Origin of the sequence: Trinickia dabaoshanensis (genome assembly GCF_002879885.1) — a bacterium.
Lineage (GTDB): Bacteria > Pseudomonadota > Gammaproteobacteria > Burkholderiales > Burkholderiaceae > Trinickia > Trinickia dabaoshanensis.
Window position 1 is genome coordinate 1 of record NZ_PNYA01000001.1, and the last position, 23,694, is coordinate 23,694.

Consider the following 23,694-nt stretch of genomic DNA (forward strand, 5'->3'; position numbering starts at 1 on the left):
CGCCCGCATCGATCAAGTACCCGACGAACGCCTCCTCGAGCGTGCGCGCGCCACGCTCCTTCACGAGTTGCGCCGGCGGACCGCTCGCCAACACGCGGCCCGCGTGCATCAGCGAAATCCGATCGCAGCGCGCGGCTTCGTTCATAAAGTGCGTCGAAATGAAGATCGTCACGCGGTCGCGCCGGGCCAGATCGATCATCAAGCGCCAAAAATCGTCGCGCGCCACGGGGTCCACCCCCGAGGTCGGCTCGTCGAGAATCAACATCTCGGGCCGGTGCACCATCGCCACCGCTAGCGACAACCGCTGGCGGATCCCGAGCGGCAATCGCTCGGGCAGCGCATCGAGCACCCCCGTCAACCCGAAGCGCTCGCTCATCTCGCCCACGCGCTCGTCGATGCGCGCCGGATCGACCTGAAAGAGCCGCGCGTGCAACACGAGGTTCTGACGGACCGTCAGTTCGTTGTAGAGCGAGAACGCCTGCGACATGTAGCCGACGCGGCGCCGCGTATCGAGATCGCCCGCATCGACGTGGCGGCCGAACAGCGTCGCCGTGCCCTCGGTCGCGCTGAGCAAGCCCGTGAGCATCTTCATCGTCGTCGATTTGCCGCAGCCGTTCGAGCCGAGGAAACCGAATATCTCACCGCGGCGAATGCGGAAGCTCACATGATCGACCGCGACGAAATCGCCGAAGCGCATCGTCAAGCCTTCGGCTTCGATCGCCGCTTCGTCGCCCTCGCCCCCACGCCAAGGTTCCACGACGACCGGCTTATGATCGCGCCGTTTGGCTTCGGGCAGGAGCGCGATGAAGGCTTGCTCGAGCGTTTGGGCCTGCGTACGCTCGAGCAGCGCCTGCGGCGTGCCCGTCGCCAGCACGCGCCCCGCGTCCATCGCCACGAGCCATTCGAGCCGCGCGGCTTCGTCCATATAAGCGGTCGCAACGATGACGGTCATCGCCGGACGCATCGCGCGCAACGTCGAGATCAAATTCCAAAACTGCGCGCGTGCGAGCGGATCGACACCGGTCGTCGGCTCGTCGAGGATCAGGAGATCCGGGTCGTGGATCAACGCGCAGCACAACCCGAGCTTTTGCTTCATGCCTCCCGACAGCTTCCCCGCGGGACGCGACAAAAACGGATAGAGCCCTGTGCTATGCGTCAACGTGTCGATGCGGCGGCGGCGCTCGTCGGCACCATGTCCGAATAAGCGCGCGAAAAACTGCAGGTTCTCCTCGACGGAAAGCGTCGCGTAAAGATTCTTGCCGAGCCCCTGCGGCATATAGGCGATGTTCGGACACACCGTTTCGCGATGGCGCGCCGAGCCCATGTCGCCGCCTAACGCGTGCACGGCACCGGACTGAATCGCGCGGGCGCCCGAGACGAGCGCGAGCAAGCTCGATTTGCCCACCCCGTCCGGGCCGATGAGCCCTACGATCTTGCCCGCCGGAATGTCGATCGTCACGTCCTCGAGCGCGACGCTCTTGCCGTAGCGCAACGAGACGTTGCGCAGGCTGACGACACTCGGCCCGCCCTGCGCGAGCTCGTCGCCGGCGTCGACGCTCGTCGTATCCGCGAACCCGGTCACTGCGGTACCCTGACTTCGAGTTGCTTGGGCCAGACGGCGGCCGGATCGACCTTGACCCAAGCGACACCGGGCACACCCGTCTTGACGATCTTCAAATGCCGCAGCAGCAAATCGCGGCTAATGCGTGCCTTCACGCGAAACATGAGCTTTTCGCGCTCGCTTTGCGTCTCCACGGTTTTCGGCGTGAATTGCGCGGTACTGGAGACGAACGATACGGTCGCCGGAATGACGTATTGCGGGGCCGCGTCGAGCACGAGATGCACGTCGGCCCCCATCGCCACCTTGCCCGCCACGGTCTCGGGCAAGAAGAACGTCATGTACACGTCGGACAAATCGACGAGATTGAGCACCTTGCCGCCGGCCGGCAGCACTTCCCCCGCCTGCGCCACACGATACTGTACGCGCCCGTCTCGCGGCGCCACGAGCCGGCTGTCGTCGATTTCGGACTGCACGCGCTGGACCGTGGCTTTGGCCGCCGCCACCGTCGAACGGGCCGCGACGAGCTGCGCGCGAGTCGCATCGATCGCCGCTTGCGCGGCCGCGACTTGAGCCTGGGCCGCACGCACCGTGGCCTCCATGCCGCGTACCCTCGCACGATCGTCGTCGCGCTCTTGCATCGACGAGGCCCCCTCGCGCGAGAGCGTTTCCGACCGCGCCAACCGGCGGCTCGCCGCATCGAGCTCGCTTGCGCGCTGCGTGACGATCGACTGCGCCGCGATCTTGTCGCTCTCGCGCTGCACGACCAGCGCCGCCACGCTCGCCACCGTATTGACGGCTTCTTGCTCGCGCGCGCGGGCTTCGTCGAGTTGCGCATCGAGCGATTGCACCTCCATCTTCGCGAGCGGCTGGCCAGCTTTGACGAAGTCGCCTTCGTCGACGAAGATGTCGTCGATGCGGCCGGGCAGCTTCGTCGCCACGTCGATTTCGGTCGCTTCGATGCGGCCGTTGCCGCTCGCGAAGCCGTCGCCCGGCCCCGTATTGCGCCAGTGCAGCCATGCGTAGCCGCCGGCAAGCGCGATGGCCGCCGCTACCCCAAGCGCGATCAGCGCGGATTTATTCGTGATTTTCATGATGTGTGAGGGTGTTGGGCACGGCCGCGACGCCACCGGCATCCTTCGCGCGGTCCGCGGTTGCGGTGGCGCCGCCAAGCGCCGTATAGAGCGCGACGCGGCTCGAGAGCAGCGCCCGGCGGGTTTGCACGAGTTGCTGCTCGGCATTGAGCCAATCGCGCTGCGCATCGAGCACTTCGAGGAACGGCGTCACGCCGTCGTCGTATCGCAAACGCGCCAGACGCGCCCGCTCCGTCTGTGCATCGAGCGTCGCGCGCGCCGTTCGCACTTGCGTGCCGAGCCAGTCGGTAGCCGACAAGGCATCGGCGACGTCGCGAAACGCGTTTTGTATCGCCTGCTCGTACTGCGCCGTCGCTTCCTCGCGCTGCGCTTTCGCCAGCGCGAGATTGGAACGGTTGCGGCCCGCGTCGAAGATCGGCAACGCGAGGTTCGGTACGAAGGCCCACGTCCCGGCGCTCGAGGAAAACAAATTGCCGAGTTCGCCACTGCTGCTGCCGTATGAACTCGTCAAGGCGATGCGCGGAAAGAAGGCTGCGCGCGCCGCGCCGATATTCGCGTTCGCCGCGCGCAGCCGATGCTCCGCGGCCACGATGTCGGGCCGCGCCTCGAGCAGCGAGGACGGCAGTCCCGCTTCGAGCGAAGACATGACGGCCGCGTCGTCCAGCGGCTGGTCGCGCGTTTGCACGTTCGCGGGTGCGCCGACGAGTGCATCCAATGCATGCGCTTGCGCGGCGCGCGCCTGCGCAAGCTGCGCTTCGAGCGTGCGCGCTTGCTCCAGCAATATTTCGGACTGCTCGAGATCGAGCTTGGACGTGGCGCCTACCTCGTAGCGCCGCGCGAAGATATGCCGGGAACGCTCCCGGCTCGCGATCGTCTCGCGCGTGAACGCCAAGCGTTCGTCCAATTCGCACAGGCCGAAATACGTGTCGGCCACATGCGCGATCAAGCTCAAGGTCACCGCCCTGCGCGTCGATTCGGCCGCATACAACGATTCGAGCGCGGCCGCCTTTGCGTTACGCACGCGGCCCCACAAGTCGATTTCCCAACTACTTTGCAGGAGGCCGGCGTCGTATAGATCGCCAACGACCGGCCGGGGGCTCAGCAGCCCCGCCGGCAAGCGAAAACGAGCCGCCGTGGCCGTTGCGTCGATCGCGGGAAACTGCGCGGCGCGACGAAGGCCCACGATCGCGCCCGCCTCGTCGATGCGGGCCGACGCGATGCGCAAGTCGCGGTTGTTCGCCAGCGCCTCGCCGATGAGCGCGCGCAAACGCGGATCGAGAAAGTAGTCTTGCCAGTCGGGCAGCGTGGGAGCGGCGGCGGCATCGGCGCCATCGACCGCCTTGGGCCCGCTCGGTACCGTGTCGGCCGGATAGCTCGCCGGCACCGGCATGGCGGGACGCGTGTACTGAGGGGCGAGCGAGATGCATCCCGCCGACACGAACGTCCAAGCGACCGCGAACATCCACCGAACGGATGAGCGACCGATCCGACTACGCGACGCTCGCGCATGTTCGTGCTCGTGCTCGGATGACGCGGATTGGCGCATGGCGGGTTTCGGGTTGCGTTGACGATGACCCGGTCTCGAACCGGTGGATCTTTCGCGCGGTTCGTACGATCGTTCGTTCGCGCCGCAGGCCCTTTATATCCGAGGAAACCCTAGGCCCGTCTTGATCCACGTCAAGCGTGAACCGTCCTTCGCCTTGCCGGCCGGGCAAAGCCGGTCGCGCTAACGCTAAAGCTGTGGCTGCGGCTCGCCGAGCTTCGAGACGAACCAATCGCGCGCGAGATGCGCGGCCTCCTCGAGTGTCCCCGGCTCCTCGAACAAATGCGTCGCGCCCGGCACGATCGCGATGCGATGCTCGCAATGCATTTGCGCGGCCGCGAGCCGGTTCAGGCGGATGACCTCGTCGTCGAGTTCGCCGACGATGAGCAGCGTCGGGGCCGCGACATGAGCCAGCGCCTCGCGGGCAAGATCCGGCCGCCCGCCGCGCGAGACGATCGCTTTGACCTCGCCTTGCCTTGCGGCGGCAGCGACCAGTGCCGCCGAGGCGCCGGTGCTCGCGCCGAACAGGCCGATGCGCAACGAACGGGTATCGGCGCGCGTGCGCAGCCAGTCGAGCGCGCCCTCGAGCCGGCGCGCGAGCAGCGCGATGTTGAAGCGGTACTCGGCCGATACGACGTCGAGCGCGTGTTCTTGCGCAGTCAGCAAGTCGAACAGCAACGTGGCGAACCCTGCCTGCTCGAGCACCTGCGCGACGTCTTGATTGCGCGGACTCAGCCGGCTGCTGCCGCTGCCGTGCGCGAACACGACGATCGCGCGTGACTCGGGCGTAACGGTCAGCAGGCCTTTCAGTTGGACGTAATCGTCCGAGACATCGACTTCTTGCGTTTGCATGCGAAGCTCCCGAAATGCACGGTGGCGCGGGCGATGCGCATCAAGCGCGCACCGCCCGCGCAGGCTGCGATTCGTGCCCGGCAACGCGGATGCAGGCACAACACGGCAAGCACGACGAATGCGCCGGGCAGCGTCAGAAAGCAGAGGAATACGATTCGCTTGGCCATCGTTCATCGCTCGTACCGAAGCTCGTTCGAACCAGTCTAGGCTTCGCGCGCATCGCCTCGTTGACGAACGTCAAGGCCGGAAGGCGGCGAGCGCCGCGCGCTTTCGTATGGCCGCGCGAGATCCTCTCGAGACGCGCATCGATTGCGGCAATCGTCCAATTCGATGAACCCGCTCCCGTTGATCGGCATCAACTCACGCTCGCCCACCCGGGCGAAAAATGGAGACACTGACGCGCGCCGGGCCCGGCCCCGGCGATGCGCGTGAGCGGGCATGGCTTATTCCATCAACGGGAACCATCATGAAACTACCTTTGGAGATCTTCTTCGAAGGCCTCGAACGCTCGGAGGCCATCGAAGCCGCGGTGAAAAAGCATGCGGCCAAGCTCGATCGGTACTACGGCGAACTCATGCGTTGCAGCGTTCGTATCGTTTGCGACGAGAAGCACAAGCATCAAGGCAAGCCGTTCGCGGTCCGGATCGATCTCACGATGCCGGGCCACGAAATCGTCTCGAATCGCGAGGCGCATGAAGATGTGTACGTGGCACTGCGCGACGCCTTCGACGCTACCTCGCGACAACTCGAAGACGTGGTACGGAAACTGCGCGGCCAAGTCAAAACGCACGCCGAGCCCTTGCATGGCATCGTCGTCAGCGTGAATCGCGAGCACCGATTCGGGTTCATCAGAACGGCCGCGGAGGAGGACTTTTACTTCGGTCCCGATAACCTAGCCGACCTCGACTTCGGCGAGGTAGCGGTCGGCACGCACGTGCACTTCATCGGCGAAGTCGCCGGCGAGGGCCGCCAGGCCAAGCGCGTGTGTAAAGACGCTCGTTGAACGCGCGCAGCGCCGCAATGCGCTTCGCGGCATAGGGCAACAAGCCAGGCGCAGCCGCGCTTCGCACACGGCGGCTGCGGTCATTCGATCGAGCCGGGATCGATCGCCATCAACCCGGCTCGTCGTCGGACTCTTCCGCTTGCAAGATATCGAAGACGCGCGCCGCCTTCCCATGCAGTTCGTACTCGAGCTTTTTTTCCTGCAATTGATCCGATCGATAGCGCGTGTAGGCATCGAGCACTTCGGCGCTCGTCGCGCCCACCTCCACGATTCGCGCAATCACTTCATCTTCCAGCGGACCGACGATTCCACGGATATCGCTAGCCGTGGCAGCCGGCAATTGGGGACTCGAGTTGGCACTCATCATGCTTCTCCAATCGACGTTCACGAGACTAGAAGGACGTCGGCGCGAGGCGGCGCCGAGCCGTCACGTGCTCAAAATCCGCGCCGCACCCCGTTGCGCCGCGCCACCGGACCCAAGCGGCGCGAGCGCACCAATTGATACGGACGCAGCGCATAAGCTAGCGTACCGAACCCGCTCCAAATATGCACGAGGCGCGTGAACGGAAACAGCAAGAACACCGTCATGCCCAGAATCAAATGCAGCTTGAACGGCCACAGCACCGAGGCCATCGCGCTCGCATCCGGCCGCAACGTGACGATCCGCTGGGCCCAATCGGCCAGCATCAGCATTTCGTGCGCGTCGGCGCGCTGAGCATACGAAAACGGCAGCGTAAGCAGCCCGAGGCAAAGCTGCACCCAGAGCACGGCCAAAATCGCGATATCGGTCGAACGGCTCGTTTTTCGGATGCGCGGATCGAACAAGCGCCGATGCAGCAGCATCGTCAACCCGACGAAACACAGCGTCCCGGCAACGCCGCCCGAGACGATCGCCAGCATCTGCTTTTGCGAGGCCGTGATGAACGCCGAGTACAACGCGTGCGGCGTCAGCAAACCCACGGTGTGTCCGAACAGCAGGAACAGCACGCCGATATGGAAGAGATTGCTGCCCCAGCGCAATTGAGCATGCCGCAGCAACTGCGACGAATCGCTCTTCCAGGTGTATTGCGCCCGCTCGAACCGGGCCAGGCTGCCGAGCAGAAAGATCGACAAGCAGATGTACGGATAAACCGAGAAAAAGAAGGTATCGAATGCGTTGCTCATGCCCGTGCTCCTTGGGCGGCGCTATGCGCTGCGGGTGATTCGGCGTTGGGCGCGCGGCGCACGATGCGCACCGGCTGTGGCTGCCCCGCCACGGCTTGGCTTTGCCCGCCCTGTTGACCTTGATTGCCGCAGCCGTCGAACGCCGCGGGTTCCTGCCACGTTTCGTCCAGATCGGGTTCGGCTTCGGCTTCGAGCGCGGGCTCGAGCGCATCCGCGCGCTTGCCCGCGAGTTCGAGCAGCGCACCGAGCACGGCCGCATAGGCGCTGCCGCGTTTATCGACGGCGCCGTGGATGCGCCGCAAGATATGGGCGACCTCGCCGAGCAACGCTACGGCCGCTTCACGCGGCTGCGTGGACGCATATTCGAGCAGTACCGTCAGATGGTCGGGCAGCTCGTCGGTCCGCATCGCAAGACCCGCTTGCTCGTACGTGGCGATCAGGTCGAGCATCGCCGGCCCGCGCTCGCGCGAGTCGCCGTGCACGTGCTCGAACAGATGCAGCGCGGTGCCGCGGCCCCGATCGAACAATTCGACGTAAGCCGCTTCGGCGTCGAGCGCATCGGCTTGCCGAATCTGCTCGATCAGCGCCCCGACTCGTTCGAGACGAGCGTGGCTCAGCGCATTGGCGTCGACGATGGCCTCGCCCACTTCGTCGAGGTGACTGCGCCATTGCGTATCCGGGTAACGCATCAGGTAGGACAGCGCGCGCAGCGTCGTCGCGAACGCGCGTTGTTCTCGATCGTATTGCCCCATGATCAGTTCTCCACCTTGATCGGAATCGTGCGCTTGCCTTCGCCGCCGAACAGGCTGGGCTCGTCGCCATGGTTGCAGCCGTTGCCGAAGCTGAAGCCGCAGCCGCCGCGCATATCGAACGCGTTCTCCGCATACTCGCGGTGCGAGGTGGGGATAACGAACCGGTCTTCGTAGTTGGCGATCGCCATCACGCGGTACATGTGCTCCATCGTCTCCACGCTCAAGCCCACTTGCCGCAGCACGGAATCGTCGGTGACGCCGTCCACGTGCTTCGCGCGCTGATAGGCGCGCATCGCGAGCATTCGTTCGAGCGCCCGCACGACGGGGCCCTCGTCGCCGGCGGTCAACAAGTTGGCCAAGTACTTCACGGGGATGCGAAGCTGGCTCACGTCGGGAATCGCCCCGTTCGCGCCGATATGGCCGGCCTGCGCCGCACCGGTGATCGGCGAGAGCGGCGGCACGTACCAGACCATCGGCAGCGTGCGGTACTCGGGGTGCAGCGGCAACGCCACTTGCCAATCGACGGCCATCTTGTACACCGGGCTCGTACGCGCCGCTTGCAGCCAGTTTTCGGGCACGCCGTCGCGACGCGCCGCCTCGATCACCTCGGGATCGTTCGGGTCGAGGAACACATCGAGTTGCGCTTGATAGAGTGCCTTCTCGTCTTCGACGCTCGCTGCCGCCTCGATGCGATCGGCGTCGTAGAGCAGCACGCCCAGGTAGCGAATCCGGCCGACGCAGGTTTCCGAACAGACGGTAGGCTGTCCCGCCTCGATACGCGGATAGCAGAAGATGCACTTCTCGGCTTTGCCCGTCTTCCAGTTGTAGTAGATCTTCTTGTAGGGGCAGCCGCTCACGCACATGCGCCATCCGCGGCACTTGTCCTGGTCGATCAGGACGATGCCGTCTTCCTCGCGCTTGTAGATCGATCCCGATGGGCAGGACGCCACGCATGCCGGGTTCAGGCAGTGCTCGCACAGCCGCGGCAAATACATCATGAACGTGTTTTCGAACTGTCCGTAGATGTCTTTCTGGATCTGCTCGAAATTACTGTCCTTACTGCGCTTCGAGAATTCGCCGCCGAGGATCTCCTCCCAGTTCGGCCCGCCCGTGATCTTCTCCATCGGCTGCCCCGTGATCAAGCTGCGCGGCTTGGCGGTGGGCGCGGCCTTCATCTCGGGTGCGCTTTGCAGATGATCGTAATCGAACGTGTACGGTTCGTAGTAGTCGTCGATCTGCGGCAGATTCGGATTGGCGAAAATCTTCGAGAGGACCTTGAGCTTGCCGCCTTGGCGCGGTTCGATCGATCCGTCCTTCTTACGAATCCAGCCGCCGTTCCACTTCTCCTGGTTCTCCCATTGTTTCGGGTAGCCGACACCGGGCTTCGTTTCGACGTTGTTGAACCACGCGTATTCCACCCCGGGCCGGTTGGTCCAGACGTTCTTGCACGTTACGCTGCATGTATGGCATCCGATGCACTTGTCCAGATTGAGCACCATGCCGATTTGGGCGCGCACTTTCATTGTCCTGCTCCTTGCGTTTGCACTGCGCTGCCCGCGGTGCTCTCGTCGAGCCAATCCACGCGGCGCATCTTGCGCACGACGACGAACTCGTCGCGATTCGTGCCGATCGTTCCGTAATAGTTGAAGCCGTAACTCAATTGCGCGTAGCCGCCGATCATGTGCGTGGGCTTGAGCACGATTCTCGTGACCGAGTTATGGATACCGCCTCGCACCCCGGTGATTTCGGAACCCGGCGTGTTGATGATTTTTTCCTGCGCGTGATACATGAGCACCATGCCCGGGTTCACGCGCTGGCTCACCACGGCTCGCGCCGAGATCGCGCCGTTGACGTTGAACAGCTCGATCCAATCGTTGTCCTCGATCCCCGCGCGGCGGGCGTCGTCCTCGCTGAGCCAGACGACGGGCCCGCCGCGATTGAGCGTGAGCATCAGCAAGTTGTCGCTGTAGGTGCTGTGAATGCCCCACTTCTGGTGCGGCGTGATGAAATTCAGCACGATTTCGGTGTTGCCGTTCGGCTTCGCGCCGTTCATCAAGTCCGTCGCCTTCATATCCACCGGCGGACGGTAGCTCGAAAAACCTTCGCCGAACGCGATCATCCAGGGGTGGTCCTGATAGAACTGCTGCCGCCCCGTGAGCGTTCGCCATGGGATCAACTCATAGACGTTCGTATAGCCGGCGTTGTAGCTGACCGTCTCGCTTTCGATGCCGCTCCAAGTCGGCGAACTGATGATTTTGCGCGGCTGCGCCTGCACGTCGCGATAGCGGATTTTTTCGTCCTCGCGCGGCAACGCCAAATGCGTGTGATCGCGGCCGGTCGCTTTCGACAGGGCCTCCCAAGCCTTGACGGCGACATGACCGTTCGTCTCCGGCGCGAGTTGCAAGATGACTTCGCACGCGTCGATATCGGTCACGATGCGCGGCATGCCGTTCGTTACGCCCGCCTCTTCGGTGAAGCCGTTCAGTTCGCCCAGCTGCCGAACCTCGGCCTCGGTCTGCCAGGCGATACCCTTGCCGCCGTTGCCCACTTTCGACATGAGCGGCCCGAGCGCCGTGAAGCGCTTGTACAGATTCGGATAGTCGCGTTCGACGAGCGTCACCTGCGGCGCCGTCTTGCCCGGCACCAGCGCGCATTCGCCCTTGTGCCATTCGCGCACGTCGAACGGCTGCGCCAGCTCGGCGGGCGTATCGTGCATGAGCGGCGTCATGACCACGTCCTGCTCGACGCCCAAATGGCTGCCGCACACGTCGCTGAATGCCTGCGCGAATCCCTTGTAGATTTCCCAATCCGAACGCGCTTGCCATACCGGGTCCACGGCCGCGGAGAGCGGGTGGATGAACGGATGCATGTCGCTCGTATTCAAGTCGTTCTTTTCGTACCAGCTCGCGGTGGGCAGCACGATGTCGGAATACAGACACGTGGTGCTCATCCGGAAGTCGAGCGTCACGAGCAGGTCGAGCTTGCCTTCGGGGGCTTCGTCGTGCCAATTCACCTCGCTCGGCTTCGCATCGCTCGGGCCCAAATCCTTGCCCTGCACGCCGTTGCTCGTGCCGAGCAAGTGCTTGCAGAAGTACTCGTGCCCCTTACCGGACGAGCCCAGCAAGTTCGAACGCCACACGAACATGTTGCGCGGCCAGTTCTCGGGGGCATCGGGGTCCTCGCAGCTCATCTGCAAGCTGCCGTTCGTGAGCCCCTGCGCCACGTACTCGCCGATGCCCTGACCGGCCGCCTTCGCCTGAGCCGCGAGCCGTAGCGGGTTCGTCTTCAATTGCGGCGCGCTCGGCAGCCAGCCCATACGCTCGGCGCGCACGTTGTAGTCGATCATGCTCGAGCCGAACTTGGCCGCATCGGCCAGCGGCGAAACGATTTCGCCGGGGCTCAATTTCTCGTAGCGCCATTGATCCGTATGCGCGTAAAAGAAGCTCGTGCCGTTCATCTGGCGCGACGGACGCGACCAATCGAGCGCGAAGGCGAGCGCCGTCCAGCCCGTTTGCGGGCGAAGCTTCTCTTGGCCGACATAGTGGGCCCAGCCCCCGCCGCTGCGGCCGATACAGCCGCACATCATCAACAAGTTGATGACGCCGCGGTAGTTCATGTCGGCGTGGTACCAGTGATTCATCGCGGCGCCGATGATGACCATCGATTTGCCGTGCGTCTTGTCGGCGTTCTCCGCGAATTGACGCGCCAGCGCGACGATCTGCGAGCGCTCGACGCCCGTGATCGATTCGGCCCACGCGGGCGTATAAGCCGCGTCGACGTCGTAGCTCGATGCACCGCTGCCGAGGCCGCGATCGACGCCGTATTGCGCGGCCTGCAAATCGAACACCGTCGCCACGTACGCTTCCTGCGCGCCGTTTTCTCCCGCCAGCGTCAGCCGCGCGGCCGGCACGCGGGCGATGTTGATGCGGCCGCCTTGTTCGTTTGCCGGGAAATGCGGGTTGTGCACCCCGCCGAAATACGGGAATGCGACATCGACGATCTCGTGCGGCTGCGCGCCGTCCTCGAGCACCGACAGCTTAAGGCTCGTCGCCCCGCCGCCCTGCGCTTCCTTCTCTTCGAGATTCCACTTGCCGGCGTCGTCGCGATCCTCGGCGCCCCAACGGAACCCGATCGAGCCGTTCGGCAGCACCACGCGCCCCGACCGATCGAAGGCCACAGTCTTCCATTCGGGATTGTTGGTCTGCCCGAGCTGCCCTTCGAAGTCGCTCGCCCGCACATACCGGCCCGGAACGAGCGTCGTGCGGCCGTCCGGCAGCGTGTGCCGCTGCAACACGACGAGCATCGGCATATCCGTGTAGCGGCGGACGTAGTCGTCGAAATACGCGCTACGTGTGCGGAAGAAGAACTCAGTCAGCACGACGTGGCCCATCGCCATCGCGAGCGCGGCGTCGGTGCCTTGCTTCGGATGCAGCCACAAATCGGCGAGCTTGGCGACCTCGCTATAGTCGGGGGTGATCGCGACCGTCTTCGCCCCCTTGTAACGCACCTCGGTGAAGAAGTGCGCGTCGGGCGTGCGCGTTTGCGGGACGTTGCTGCCCCAGGCAATGATGAAGGTCGAGTTGTACCAGTCGGCCGATTCGGGCACGTCGGTCTGCTCGCCCCACACTTGCGGACTCGCGGGCGGCAAATCGCAGTACCAATCGTAAAAGCTCATGCATACGCCGCCGATCAAGCTCAGATAGCGGCTGCCGGCCGCGTAGCTGACCATGCTCATCGCGGGAATCGGCGAAAAGCCGATGATGCGGTCGGGCCCGTGACGCTTGATCGTGTAGACATTGGCCGCGGCGACGAGCCGATTCACTTCCTCCCAGCTACTGCGCACGAAACCACCCATGCCGCGCACCTGTTGGTAGTCGCGCCGCGCGGCATCGTCCTCGACGATCGAGGCCCATGCATCGACCGGATCGGCGTGCACCGCGAGGGCCGCGCGCCAACGCTTGAGCAGGCGGCCGCGTACCATCGGGTATTTGACGCGATTGGCGCTATACAGGTACCACGAATACGACGCGCCGCGCGCGCAGCCGCGCGGCTCGTGGTTGGGCATGTCCCAGCGCGTGCGCGGGTAGTCCGTCTGCTGCGTCTCCCACGTCACGATGCCGCCCTTCACGTAGATCTTCCACGAGCACGAGCCCGTGCAGTTCACGCCGTGCGTGCTGCGCACGATCTTGTCGTGCGACCAGCGATTTCGGTAGGCATCCTCCCACTTGCGATCCTCGCCCGTGGTCACGCCGTGTCCTTCCGAAAAGCGCTCGGACGGCAGCGCGAAGTGAATCAGTCGATCGAGAAAATGACTCATGGATGCTCCGAAATCAGCAAGGCATCGGTGCGCCGCGGCGGGCGTATTGCCACCACGTGACCGCAATGCATACGACGTAAAAAGCGATGAAGAGATACAGCGCCGCCTCGGGCCCTCCCGTCAATGCGATGGCGCTGCCGTAACTCTTGGGAATGAAAAAGCCACCATAGGCGGCCATGGCCGCGGAAAAACCGAGCGTGGCGGCCGCCTCCGTGTTGCCTTGGCGCGTGGCGGCATCGACCGCTTCGCGATCGCGCGAGCCGGCTTCGCTCAGGTTCAACGCGAGGAAGATCACGGGAATCATGCGGAATGTCGAGCCGTTACCGATGCCGGTCGTGAAAAACAGCACGAGAAAACTGAGGAAGAAGCCGCCAAAGCTGCCGCCCGACGGGCCCGAAGGCAGAAAGAACAGCACCCCGCCCACGGCCAGCGCCATGACCACGAAGTTCCACATCGTCACGCGCGCCCCGCCGAGCTTGTCGGCGAGCCAGCCTCCGAACGGACGCACGATCGCGCCGATCAGCGGTCCGAGCCATGCGTAGGCGAGCGGATTGACGCTGGGAAACTCGTTCTTGATCAGCAGCGGGAAGCCGGCGGCGTAGCCGATGAACGAACCGAAGGTGCCCAGATAGAGCAGGCACATGAGCCAGTTGTGCTTGCGCCGGAAGATCGCGGCCTGGGCCGCGAACGATGCTTTCGCCTCCGCGATGTCGTTCATGCCGAACCAGGCGGCCAGCGACGCGATCGCGATCCACGGCACCCAAATAAAGGCCGCGTTTTGCATCCAGACTTGCGACGTGTGGCCGGCCTTGACGATCGTTTGCGGCGCCCCGCCGAAGATGCCGAGCACGCCTGCGGTCACGACGAGCGGGCTCAGGAACTGCACCACCGATACGCCGAGGTTGCCGAGCCCGGCGTTCACGCCCAGTGCCGAGCCTTTGCGCTCCTTCGGAAAGAAGAAGCTGATGTTGGCCATGCTGGAGCTGAAGTTGCCGCCGCCGAAGCCGCACAGCAACGCCAGCATGAGCATGGTGCCGTAGGGTGTGGTGTTGTCCTGCACCGCGAAGCCGATACCGAGCGCGGGTACGAGCAGCGATGCCGTCGAAATCGCCGTCCATCTGCGACCGCCGACGAGCGGCACCATGAACGAATAGAAGATGCGTAGCGTGGCGCCGCTGAGCGCAGGGGCGGCAGCGAGCCAAAAGAGCTGGTCGGTCGAATACTTGAAGCCGAGCGCGGGCAGGCTCACGGCCACGACGCTCCAAACCTGCCAGATTGCAAAAGCGAGGAACAGCGCGGGCACCGAGATCCACAGATTGAGCTTGGCGACGGCCTCGCCCTCGCGCTCCCAGAACGCTTTGTCCTCGGGTGTCCAGATTTCCAGCGTGTGGCCACTTCGCTGTGTCAGCGAACGGATGGTCATGACGGTTCCCCTATCGATTCGTTGTGAACGTCGAGGCGATGCCCCCGACGTTGCCGCCGGCGCGCGCACGCCCCGACGGTTCACAAACTAACCGGTCAGCCCATCCGGGGGCTTGATGCTAATCAACTACATCACAAAGTGACATTTCATGCGACAACCTGTCGGCCTGCGATCCGTTGCGTCGATGGCGGCGCTTGATGCGCGTCAAATGCGTGTTGGCGGATCAACGCGGCAGGTATCGAAGAAGATGCTTGAACGCGTTCTCTACGTAAGGCTCTTTCTCGCTGACCGGCGCGACGTAGTGCAACGCCGCGCGAGCCGCTTCCACCCCTTCGGTTCGCGCGATGATCCACGCCGCGAGATACGGCGAAGCCATACACCCGCCCGCCGTGGCGATGTTGCCGCGTGCGAAGAACGGCGCGTCGAGGACGTCCACACCGGCTTCTTGCACCCAAGGTTTGGTCGTTAAATCGGTGCACGCGGGCACATCGGCGAGCACCGGCCGGCTCGCCCTTATCGCTCGATCCCGCGAACCCCTGGACGCCGAGCACTCAAGCCGCGAGCGCGAAATCGAGCGGCCAGCGCTTACGCAAGCAATCGACGATGTTCAAATCGAGCGTGGGGGACGCGTAAGTCCACGTCAGTTGCGCCTCGGTCAGCTTGGGCAGCTTGTCGCAACGAATGCCCGCATGCGCGAGCGGAAGGTTGCGCGCGCGATACCACTCGACATCGGCCGCACTGGCCGGATCGTCGCGGTAAACGAGCCATTCGGCAACGAATGCGTCTTGCGCGCGTTCGAGCGCATGCCCTACCCCCTCGGGCAGCGGCGAACGCGCGCCAAGCTCGATTTCCCGCGGTGGATAGGCGAGCACCCAATCGTCGTAGACGTCATCGCCGATCGTGCGATAAAAGGCCGTTTCATGGGGCGAGTAATAATGCTCGAGCATGAAAAAGGCCGAAACGTACTGCCCTCGCGAGGGCCCCGCATACCAACCGTAGACATTGGGCCCATCGACGAGCACCATCACGGCACACACGAGCCCGGGGCCGTCCGGTTGATACGCAAGATAGGCAGCCGGCTCATTCATCGCGATCTCCCTTATGTGGCTTCGCGCTCGCGCGCGAGTAACTGTTTGCCGCCGCGTGCCACTTGTGGCGCAGCATCATTGCGCGCATCGGTTGGGCGAACGCGCGCCGGGCCGCGGCGTAGGTCGCGAGCTTCGCGCACACGCGCGCATTGACGCTATCGGGCGCAAACACGCCTTGCGCATCGGCTACGCCTGCCGGCACACCCGTCAGCAACTCGATGGCTTCGTCCGCCGACGCCACCGCATAAACGTGAAACCGCCCCGCCGCGGCAGCCTCGACGACATCTTCTCGCAGCATCAAATGCTTGATGTTCGCGCGCGGGATGACGACGCCTTGCTCGCCCGTCAGCCCCCTCGCCGCGCATAGATCGAAGAAGCCTTCGATCTTCTCGTTCACGCCGCCGATCGCTTGCACTTCGCCGTATTGGTTGATCGAGCCCGTCACGGCGAGCGATTGCTTGATCGGGACATCGCTGAGCGACGACACGAGTGCGCACAACTCCGCCACCGACGCGCTATCGCCCTCCACTTCGCCGTAAGTCTGCTCGAACGTGAGGCTCGCCGCGAGGCATGGCGGCTGAGTGCTGGAGTAACGCGCCGTGAGATAGGCCGCGAGCGTCATGACGGCTTTGGAATGAATATTGCCGCCGAGCTTGGCCTCGCGCTGAATATCGACGACTTCGCCCTCGCCCAAATGCGTGCGTGCCGTGATCCGGGCCGGCTGACCGAACGCCGCGCCGCCGAACTGCGTCACCCACAGACCGTTCACTTGTCCGGCGCGAGCGCCGTCGGTATCGATCAAGAGCGTCCCGCGCAGCATCGCTTCGCGCAAGTGTTCGCGCACGCGGTCATGACGCGCGAGCTGCGCGGCGATCGCCCGCACCACGTCTTGCCGTTCCACCGCCTGCGCCTGACGGTCGCGCGCATGGAAGTCGGCCTCGCGGAGCAAATCCGCCAGCGTGCGCATATGCAGCGAGAGCTTTTCGGCATCGCCGGCATTGCGCGCCTGCTGCTCCACGACGCGCATCACGGCGTCACGGGACAACGGCAGCAGTCCATGCGAACGCGCGACCGACGCCACGAGGCGCGCGTAGCGCGCGTGATTCGCGCCGTCGCGCGGCAGGTCGTCTTCGAAATCGGCCGGTACCTTGAAGAGCTGAGCGAAATCGGGATCGAGCTCGTAGAGCATGTAATACAGCCAGCGATCGCCGAACAGCACGACCTTGACGTCGAGTGCGATCGGTTCCGGCTCGAGCGAGACGGTGCTGACCATGCTGAACATTTCGGCCAGCGATTCGATGCGCACTTCCCGCTTGAATAGCGCTCGCTTGAGCGCTTCCCAGGCGAACGGCTGGCGCAATACCTTGTCCATCTCGAGCAGCAGGTAGCCGCCGTTCGCGCGATGCAGATCGCCGGGCTTGATCAACGTGAAGTCGGTGACGAGCGTGCCGAACATGGCGCGATGTTCGACGCGGCCGATCAGGTTTTGATACGACGGGAAGTCTTGAAAGACGACCGGCGCGCCCATCGCCGCTTCTTGATCGAGCAGCACGTTGACGCGATAGCGCGAGAACACCGAATCGCCGGCCGGCATCTCGCCCTCGGGCGTTTTGCGAAACGCGTCGACGTTGTCGAGCACGTCCAGTTGCACGGCGTCCAGATACGCCATGACGAGCGGCAGATCGGTGAAATCGCGTTTGACGTCGTCCACCAAATGCGACACCGCCGCTAGCGCCACTTCCCGATTCAGCGAGCGAATCCGCTCGCGTCGCTCCTTGTGCCATACCGGCACCTGCCGGAGCAATTTCTCGAGTTGCTCTTTGAGCCCGCCGATGCTCGCCTCGATCGCTGCGCGTTCATTGGGGGGCAACGCTTCGTATTGCTCCTCGTTCAGCGTCTCGCCGCCGTGCATCGGCGCGAGCGAAAAGCCCATCGGCGTGCGGATCAGCGCCACGTTGTGCCGCTGGGCCTCGTCGCCGAGCGCGGCGAACGCCCGTTCGTGGCGCTCGTTGAACTCCGTATCGATGCGCTCGGCCTGCGCGCGATACGAATCGCTTTCGAACGTCGCCGGGATCACGACTTTCAACTCCTCGACGAGTTGGTCCATTTCATGGTGCAACGTCGTGGCGCGGCCCGGCGGCAAGCGCAGCGCATGCGGCTTGTGCGGCTGTTCGAAATCGTTGACGTAGCACCAACCGTCCGGCGCATGCTCGGCTTTCGCGCGCGCGCCGATGATCCGCTCGAGCACCGTGCGCTTACCCGCTCCGGTGGGGCCGAGCACGAACAAGTTGTAACCGTCGTGCCCGATCCCGACGCCGACCCGGATCGCCTCGAGCGCGCGGTCTTGTCCGACGATTTCTTCCGGTTCCGGCAACTCCTCGGTCGTAATGAAGTCGAAATGCTTCGGATCGCACGTTCGGCGCAGGCAATCGGGTGTAAGACGCAGTGTATGGGTCATGGCAGCCAGTGGGGACGAAGCGATGCCATCCATCGTGCCCCGCCGGCGGCGGCGGCCCTTGATCGTCGTCAAGCAAGCGCGCGCCTCGCGGCGACTCCCCGGCTTGATGCCGATCAACAGCCGCTTCGCTGCCGGTGTCTACGATGGTCATGATCGTCCCGTGGGCCCGTGCCACCGAGGCGCGTACGAAAAATCGAGGGCCGCATCGCTGCGGCAAGGAGCATCGCATGGACGAGAATCACGAACGCCGGGCCTTGCTGTTGCACCTGGGTGGCGTGCTGCGCACGGCCAGCCTGCTGATGGAGCATGAAGGCCTCGAGCAAACGCTGGGCGAGTTGATCGAAGGTCAGCCGCTCTTGGCCGATGTCCCGCTGCTCGAATACGCATACGAACGGATGACCGTGCCGGAGTTCGCCGCCGCCGCGCTACGCGCGTTTTGCCTATGGCCGCAACTGCTGCTGGAAACGCCGCTCGACCATGCGGCATTGGCCGCGCCGGTACGCGAGCACCTTTTTGCGGGCAATCCTCAGGGTTGGTCGGCCTACGCCGCCTCGCTGCAGGCCGACGTGCCCTGGTTTGGCAAGCCGGCGGCCGTACCGAACGGCCACTCCGGCGACCTCGACGTGCGCCGCACGGCCTAGCGCGACGGTACCCGCGATCGGCAGCCCCGGCCGAAGCAATCGGGCCGCACCGGGCGATTGAACTTGCGCCGATCGTCCCCAACTGCCGTGGCATACGAACGCCGTGCCTTCGCCCCGCGCTTTCGTTAGCGGTCCTAAACGGTTGCCGATGCAGCCTGCGGTTCGTCCTCTGTTCTGCTTGAGCGGGTCGTCCCCGTCGATCAAATGAATCTGCACACGAATGCGTCGCCCGACGCGCCCTCTCTCGGCCTGTGCGCTCCGTTAGCCGAGCGCCCGGGTCATGCCGACACGCTCGCGCAATTGCTCGCTCTAGCGGCGCGGCAAGGCTATCTGACCGAGGCGGACTTGGCCGATGCGTTAGCCGACGACGACACGCTGACCGATGCCGTGCTGGCCGCGTTATCGGAGGTGGGAATCGCCGTGCTCGAGGAGCGGCCGCTCGCTAGCGGCTTCGAGATCGACGAGCCGGTCGATAGCGAATCCCTCGAACAGGCCAGCGCCGTGCTGAGCGACGCGGCGGCGGGCGCGCGCGCGTCGACCGAACCGTTGACGGTCTTCACGCGGCGCATGCAAGCGGTGCCGCTTTTGACGCGCGAGGGCGAGATCGCGCTGGCGATGGAAATCGAGGCCGGACGCGAGGTATTGCGCGAGGCGGCCGCGAACGATTCGGCCTCCCCCGCCCGGCAGCGCGAGATCGCGGCCGCCCAAGCGCGCATCGCACGCGCCACCGCCCGCATGGTGGAAGCCAATCTACGGCTCGTGCTGTCGATCGCCAAGCGCTACCAGCATCGAGGGCTCGATTTGGCGGACCTCGTGCAGGAAGGCAACCTGGGCCTCATGCGCGCCGTCGAGAATTTCGAGTACCGGCGCGGCTTCAAGTTTTCGACCTATGCGACCTGGTGGATCCGCCAAGCCGTGTCGCGCGCGGTGGCCGATCGCGCACGCACGATCCGCGTGCCGGTTCATGTGAGCGAAGAGGCGAGCCGCGTCTGGCGTGCCGCCCATCAAATTCATCAGCGAACGGGGGCGCGGGCGAGCGTCGACGAACTCGCCGCGCTCACCGATCTTGCGCCGGACAAGCTGCGAGCGTTGCTCGCTTTGCCCGCCGAACCGATGTCGCTCGATGCGCCGATGGCCGACGGCGAGGTGTCGCTGACCGATGCGATCGAAGATGAAACGGGCGTCGATCCGTTCGAGGCACTGGCCGGCCACCGCCTGAACGCTTGCGTGGCCTCGCTGCTGAAAACGATGCCGCCCGAGCAGGCCGATGTGTTGCGTCAGCGCTTCGGCATCGGCGACGACGTCCCGCGCACGTACGATGAGATCGCGCAACGGACCGGGGTCTCGCGCGAGCGCATCCGGCGCATCGAAAGGCAGGCGCTCGACGCGCTACGTGCGTCGGCCGGTGCGCGCGCCGCGCACGATTTCATCGAAGCGGCCTGAGCGTACGCGGCGGCGCACGAGCATGGGTCCGCCCGGGCGCAACGCGCGCCGGGCGGACCCATCGGCTCACTGCCGATCGGTACCGATCAATGCGATTTCGGCTGAAACGCGCTGGCGCCCGTTTGCCAGAGCGAGAACGCCCATTCGTCGGCAAAACGATCGGCCGTTTGCTTCACGCTCGAGCCGATGCCATGCCCCGCATCGTAGTCGACGCGCAGCAACACGGGACGACCGCTCGATGTCGCCGCTTGCACGCGCGCCGTCATCTTGAGCATGTGCCACGGCGATACGCGCGGATCGTTGGCGCCCGTCGTGAACATGACGGCCGGATACTGCGTGCCGTCATGAATGTGCGCGTACGCGCTCATCGAATACACGCCGTGGAACCCGGCTTCGGTCGAGGTGGAGCCCATCTCGGGCACGTTCGGCGGCCCGTTCGGTTCCGTCTCGAAGCGCAGCGTATCGGACACGCCCACGTCGTCGAGCACGACTCGGAACAGCCCCGGATCGATCGTCAGAGCCCCGCCCATCACGATACCGCCCGCGCTGCGCCCGTTCGCAACCAGATATTCGCGGCGCGTGTAACCGTGATCGATCATGTAATGCGCGCCCGCCAGGAAGTCGAACATCGTGTTGATCTTCCACTGCTTTTGGCCGGCCCGGTGCCAAGCGTCGCCGTACTCGCCGCCGCCTCGCATATGCACGACGGTCATGATGCCGCCTTGTTCGAACCAGGCTCGCCACGCGGCTTGGTAGTTCGGATCCATCGACAAGCCGTAACTGCCGTAACCGTAGATGATCGTCGGATGCGTGCCGTCGAGCTTGATGTCCTTCTTCGAGATGATCGATACCGGAACGCGCGTGCCGTCGTAGCTGGTGGCGAACGTTTCCACCGCCTGCAAGTCGTCCGCCTCCGTCTTCGACGGCGGAATCAAGCCCGTGTCCACCGCGCCCGCCGCACCGGGGGCGTAAGCGAACTCGCGCGGCGACTTCGTCCAGCTATGCAACGCGAACATGACGCCGGGCAGCTTCTCGTCGGTTGCGAGGTCGTGGATCGCGCCCGCGAAGGGCATTGCGATCGTCGCGTCGCCCTTGCCGTCGAAGCCGGTTCGATGCAGTTCGAACGTGGCCCCGGCGCGCTCCGCCAGATAGATGCCGTCGGCGCCGAGCGCGAACGAATCGATCACGTTCGAGCCCTCCGGCACGACGACCTGCGCATGAGCGAGATCGGGATGCGCGAGCGGTGCCGAGACGATCTTGAAGCGCGGCGCGTCTTTGCCCGTCTGCGCATAGAGCCGGTCGCCGTGCAGTTGCACATCGACGACGCCATCCTCGGGGTTGGCGATCTTATGCCAGGGCGTATCGGCGCCGTGAATGTCTGCGAGGCGTGTCACGTAGAACGTATTCGGGTTGTTGTCCATATTGTGATTGGCCACCGCCACCGCGTACGGCGAGTCGGGCGACACCATCACATAGGCGGCTTGCCCTTCGGGCACGTCCACCTTCGGCGATACGCCGCGGCCGAAGACGGCCACGTCGCCGTCGCCGTTCTCGTTTTTTCCCAGCACGTGCACACGCGCCACGGCGTTGTATTCTCTCAGCGCGGGGGGCGTATCCGGCCCGACCTTCGGGTAGCGCAGATAGAAGAACGAACGGTTGTCGCTACGCCAGGACACGATGCACGAGCTCGTCCGATCGATCGATTCGGCGAGTTGACGGCCGCTTTGGACGTCGATCACGTGCAATACGCTTTGCTCCGAGCCCCCTTCCGAGATTCCGTAGGCGACGTAGCGGCCGTCCCACGACGGCATGTACCAGTCGAGCGCGAAATGACGCGAGCTATCGGTCGAGAGCTTCGCCGGATCGACGAGCACGTGTTCTTCGCCGCTCACGCCGTCGCGATAGGCCAGCTTGAGCAGGTTATCGCCGGCGGCGGCCGTTTGATAGAACAGCCGATGCCCGCGCCGCGTGAAACTCATGCGCCGCAAATCGCCGCCCATCAGCGATTCGACGCGCTGGGAGAGCGCCTCGCGCGCGGGAATCGCGGCGAGCACGCGGCGCGTGTAATCGTTTTGGCCCTTCATCCAGCTCTGGACTTCGGGGTCCTGCAGGTTCTCCATGTAGCGGTAATTGTCCACGACGGGCGTGCCGAAGTAGACGTTCTCGACGGGACGCACGGGGGCGACGGGGGGAAGATCGGCGGACCAGGAAGCGCTCGAGGCGGTCAGACAGGACAACAGTGTTACGGCTAACAGCGGATTGTTTTGTTTCATTGTTGTGTTCGCTCCAAGTAACGACGCGCAAGATTAACGTGCCGCGCGCAACGGCGATAGTAGAGCGTTTGCTCGAGTCGCGGCGCGAAGCGCGCAGTTCACCCGCCGGCGGGTCTCAGAGCCCTTGCTCGAACGCGTGCGCGACGACGTCGATGAACGCCTGGATACGCGCCGTCTTGTACAGATCGGCATGCGCCACGAGCCAGACGTCGAACCGATCGACCCGGCCGCGCATCACACGGACGAGCTCCGGTTCCTCATCCGCGCGGAAGCACGGGAGTTCCGTCACGCCTAGGCCGGCGATCGCCGCTTCGAACAGCATCATGGTCGATGAAGTCTGGAACGCGACGCAGCCTCGGTGGATGGGCTCGCCGCATAGCGATTCCCACATCGAGGGCACGAGCGTGCGCTGGTACATCAGCAAGTCGTGTCCTTCGAACGCACTGCCCTCGCGGGGCTCGCCTCGTGCGGCCAAATACGCGCGCGACGCGTAGACGCCCGATTCGAGCTGAGCCAGGCGGCGCACGATGAGATCGGGCGATTCGGGCCGCAGCGTACGAATGGCGACGTCGGCCTCGCGCCGCGTCAAGTTGGCGAGACCGGCCGAGGTCACGCAAACGACGTCGATCCCGGGATGCGCGGCCCGCAGCTTCGCGATCGCCGGGACGACGAACCGCTTACCGAGCGAGTCGGTCGTGGCAACGCGGATCGTGCCGGACAGTTGCTCGTCCATCCCGACGATGCGCCGCTCGATTTGATGCACGGCCTGCTCGATCGCCTCGGCCGGCGCAATCATGGCCTCGCCCGCGCTCGTCAGCACGTACATCGTCGGCGTGCGTAGAAAGAGCCGCGCCGACAGCGCCTCCTCGAGCGCGGCGATGCGCCGGCCGACCGTCGCTTGATCCACGCCTAGGCGCGATGCCGCGCCGCGCAAGGTGCCCGTTCGCGCAACGGCCAAAAAAAAGCGTGCGTTGTCCCAATTCGTCATGGCGATTTACGAGAATCCGTAGCGTTGTCGAGGCGATTCGAGCCGATGCATTTTTGCATCACCCGAGTGCAAATTCACCACTTTATTGCAGCAGGCT

At 64.7% G+C, this 23,694-nt stretch carries 18 protein-coding genes and 1 pseudogene; 3 read left to right on the forward strand and 16 right to left on the reverse strand.

Annotated features, from left to right (window positions below; genetic code table 11):
• The 5 genes from C0Z18_RS00005 to C0Z18_RS32570 all read right to left on the reverse strand — a co-directional run.
• Positions 1-1,582, reverse strand: a 1,582-nt coding sequence (locus tag C0Z18_RS00005; RefSeq protein ID WP_146013898.1) for an ATP-binding cassette domain-containing protein, incomplete at its 3' end; no start/stop codon positions are given.
• Positions 1,579-2,652 carry an HlyD family secretion protein gene (locus tag C0Z18_RS00010; protein ID WP_102643327.1) on the reverse strand — a complete coding sequence of 358 codons (1,074 nt, stop codon included), beginning with the start codon at positions 2,650-2,652 and terminating at the stop codon, positions 1,579-1,581. The genes C0Z18_RS00010 and C0Z18_RS00005, both read right to left, overlap by 4 nt.
• On the reverse strand, positions 2,636-4,198 hold the full coding sequence (locus C0Z18_RS00015) for an efflux transporter outer membrane subunit (protein ID WP_408646953.1): 1,563 nt from the start codon (positions 4,196-4,198) through the stop codon (positions 2,636-2,638). The genes C0Z18_RS00010 and C0Z18_RS00015 overlap by 17 nt, the downstream gene beginning before the upstream one ends.
• A 186-nt stretch (positions 4,199-4,384) precedes the next feature.
• Positions 4,385-5,047 (reverse strand): dienelactone hydrolase family protein, encoded by a 663-nt coding sequence (locus C0Z18_RS00020; protein WP_102643329.1) that lies wholly within the window; start codon positions 5,045-5,047, stop codon positions 4,385-4,387.
• Complete coding sequence (locus C0Z18_RS32570; RefSeq protein WP_146013899.1) at positions 5,002-5,214, reverse strand: hypothetical protein; 213 nt, start codon at positions 5,212-5,214, stop codon at positions 5,002-5,004. The genes C0Z18_RS00020 and C0Z18_RS32570 overlap by 46 nt, the downstream gene beginning before the upstream one ends.
• 299 nt (positions 5,215-5,513) lie before the next feature.
• On the opposite strand from C0Z18_RS32570, the gene C0Z18_RS33860 reads away from it, so the two are divergent.
• Positions 5,514-6,050 carry an HPF/RaiA family ribosome-associated protein gene (locus C0Z18_RS33860; protein WP_199189356.1) on the forward strand — a complete coding sequence of 179 codons (537 nt, stop codon included), beginning with the start codon at positions 5,514-5,516 and terminating at the stop codon, positions 6,048-6,050.
• A 109-nt stretch (positions 6,051-6,159) separates the two neighbouring features.
• Here the strand turns inward: C0Z18_RS33860 and C0Z18_RS00035 are convergent, their stop codons facing one another.
• The 9 genes and pseudogenes from C0Z18_RS00035 to C0Z18_RS00075 all read right to left on the reverse strand — a co-directional run bounded on the left by C0Z18_RS00035 (position 6,160) and on the right by C0Z18_RS00075 (position 18,324).
• Positions 6,160-6,414 (reverse strand): hypothetical protein, encoded by a 255-nt coding sequence (locus C0Z18_RS00035; RefSeq protein ID WP_102643654.1) that lies wholly within the window; start codon positions 6,412-6,414, stop codon positions 6,160-6,162.
• Between the two features lie 71 nt (positions 6,415-6,485).
• Positions 6,486-7,214 (reverse strand): respiratory nitrate reductase subunit gamma, encoded by a 729-nt coding sequence (gene narI / locus C0Z18_RS00040; protein ID WP_102643332.1) that lies wholly within the window; start codon positions 7,212-7,214, stop codon positions 6,486-6,488.
• On the reverse strand, positions 7,211-7,966 hold the full coding sequence (narJ, locus tag C0Z18_RS00045; protein WP_102643333.1) for a nitrate reductase molybdenum cofactor assembly chaperone: 756 nt from the start codon (positions 7,964-7,966) through the stop codon (positions 7,211-7,213). The genes narI and narJ overlap by 4 nt, the downstream gene beginning before the upstream one ends.
• A gap of 2 nt (positions 7,967-7,968) precedes the next feature.
• On the reverse strand, positions 7,969-9,489 hold the full coding sequence (gene narH / locus C0Z18_RS00050) for a nitrate reductase subunit beta (RefSeq protein ID WP_102643334.1): 1,521 nt from the start codon (positions 9,487-9,489) through the stop codon (positions 7,969-7,971).
• Positions 9,486-13,283, reverse strand: coding sequence for a nitrate reductase subunit alpha (locus C0Z18_RS00055; RefSeq protein WP_102643335.1), 3,798 nt, complete (start codon positions 13,281-13,283; stop codon positions 9,486-9,488). Before C0Z18_RS00055 ends, narH begins: the two co-directional genes overlap by 4 nt.
• 13 nt (positions 13,284-13,296) lie before the next feature.
• Complete coding sequence (locus C0Z18_RS00060; RefSeq protein ID WP_102643336.1) at positions 13,297-14,706, reverse strand: NarK family nitrate/nitrite MFS transporter; 1,410 nt, start codon at positions 14,704-14,706, stop codon at positions 13,297-13,299.
• A 223-nt stretch (positions 14,707-14,929) separates the two neighbouring features.
• Positions 14,930-15,202: pseudogene (locus C0Z18_RS00065) on the reverse strand (AraC family transcriptional regulator); the annotation flags it as partial.
• Positions 15,203-15,257: 55 nt separating this feature from the next.
• Positions 15,258-15,794: a hypothetical protein gene (locus tag C0Z18_RS00070; RefSeq protein WP_102643337.1), complete on the reverse strand. Its 537-nt coding sequence runs from the start codon at positions 15,792-15,794 to the stop codon at positions 15,258-15,260.
• Positions 15,787-18,324, reverse strand: a complete 2,538-nt coding sequence (locus C0Z18_RS00075; protein ID WP_233216752.1) for a Lon protease family protein — start codon at positions 18,322-18,324, stop codon at positions 15,787-15,789. Before C0Z18_RS00075 ends, C0Z18_RS00070 begins: the two co-directional genes overlap by 8 nt.
• A gap of 155 nt (positions 18,325-18,479) precedes the next feature.
• On the opposite strand from C0Z18_RS00075, the gene C0Z18_RS00080 reads away from it, so the two are divergent.
• Complete coding sequence (locus C0Z18_RS00080) at positions 18,480-18,893, forward strand: hypothetical protein (RefSeq protein WP_102643656.1); 414 nt, start codon at positions 18,480-18,482, stop codon at positions 18,891-18,893.
• Positions 18,894-19,097: 204 nt separating this feature from the next.
• Entirely contained in the window at positions 19,098-20,336 is a 1,239-nt protein-coding gene (locus C0Z18_RS00085) for a sigma-70 family RNA polymerase sigma factor (protein ID WP_102643338.1), read from the forward strand.
• An 86-nt stretch (positions 20,337-20,422) separates the two neighbouring features.
• Here C0Z18_RS00085 and C0Z18_RS00090 read toward each other — a convergent pair whose 3' ends face one another.
• Entirely contained in the window at positions 20,423-22,609 is a 2,187-nt protein-coding gene (locus tag C0Z18_RS00090; protein WP_102643339.1) for a prolyl oligopeptidase family serine peptidase, read from the reverse strand.
• 115 nt (positions 22,610-22,724) lie between these two features.
• Positions 22,725-23,597, reverse strand: a complete 873-nt coding sequence (locus tag C0Z18_RS00095; protein WP_102643340.1) for a LysR family transcriptional regulator — start codon at positions 23,595-23,597, stop codon at positions 22,725-22,727.
• Positions 23,598-23,694 lie beyond the last annotated feature (97 nt).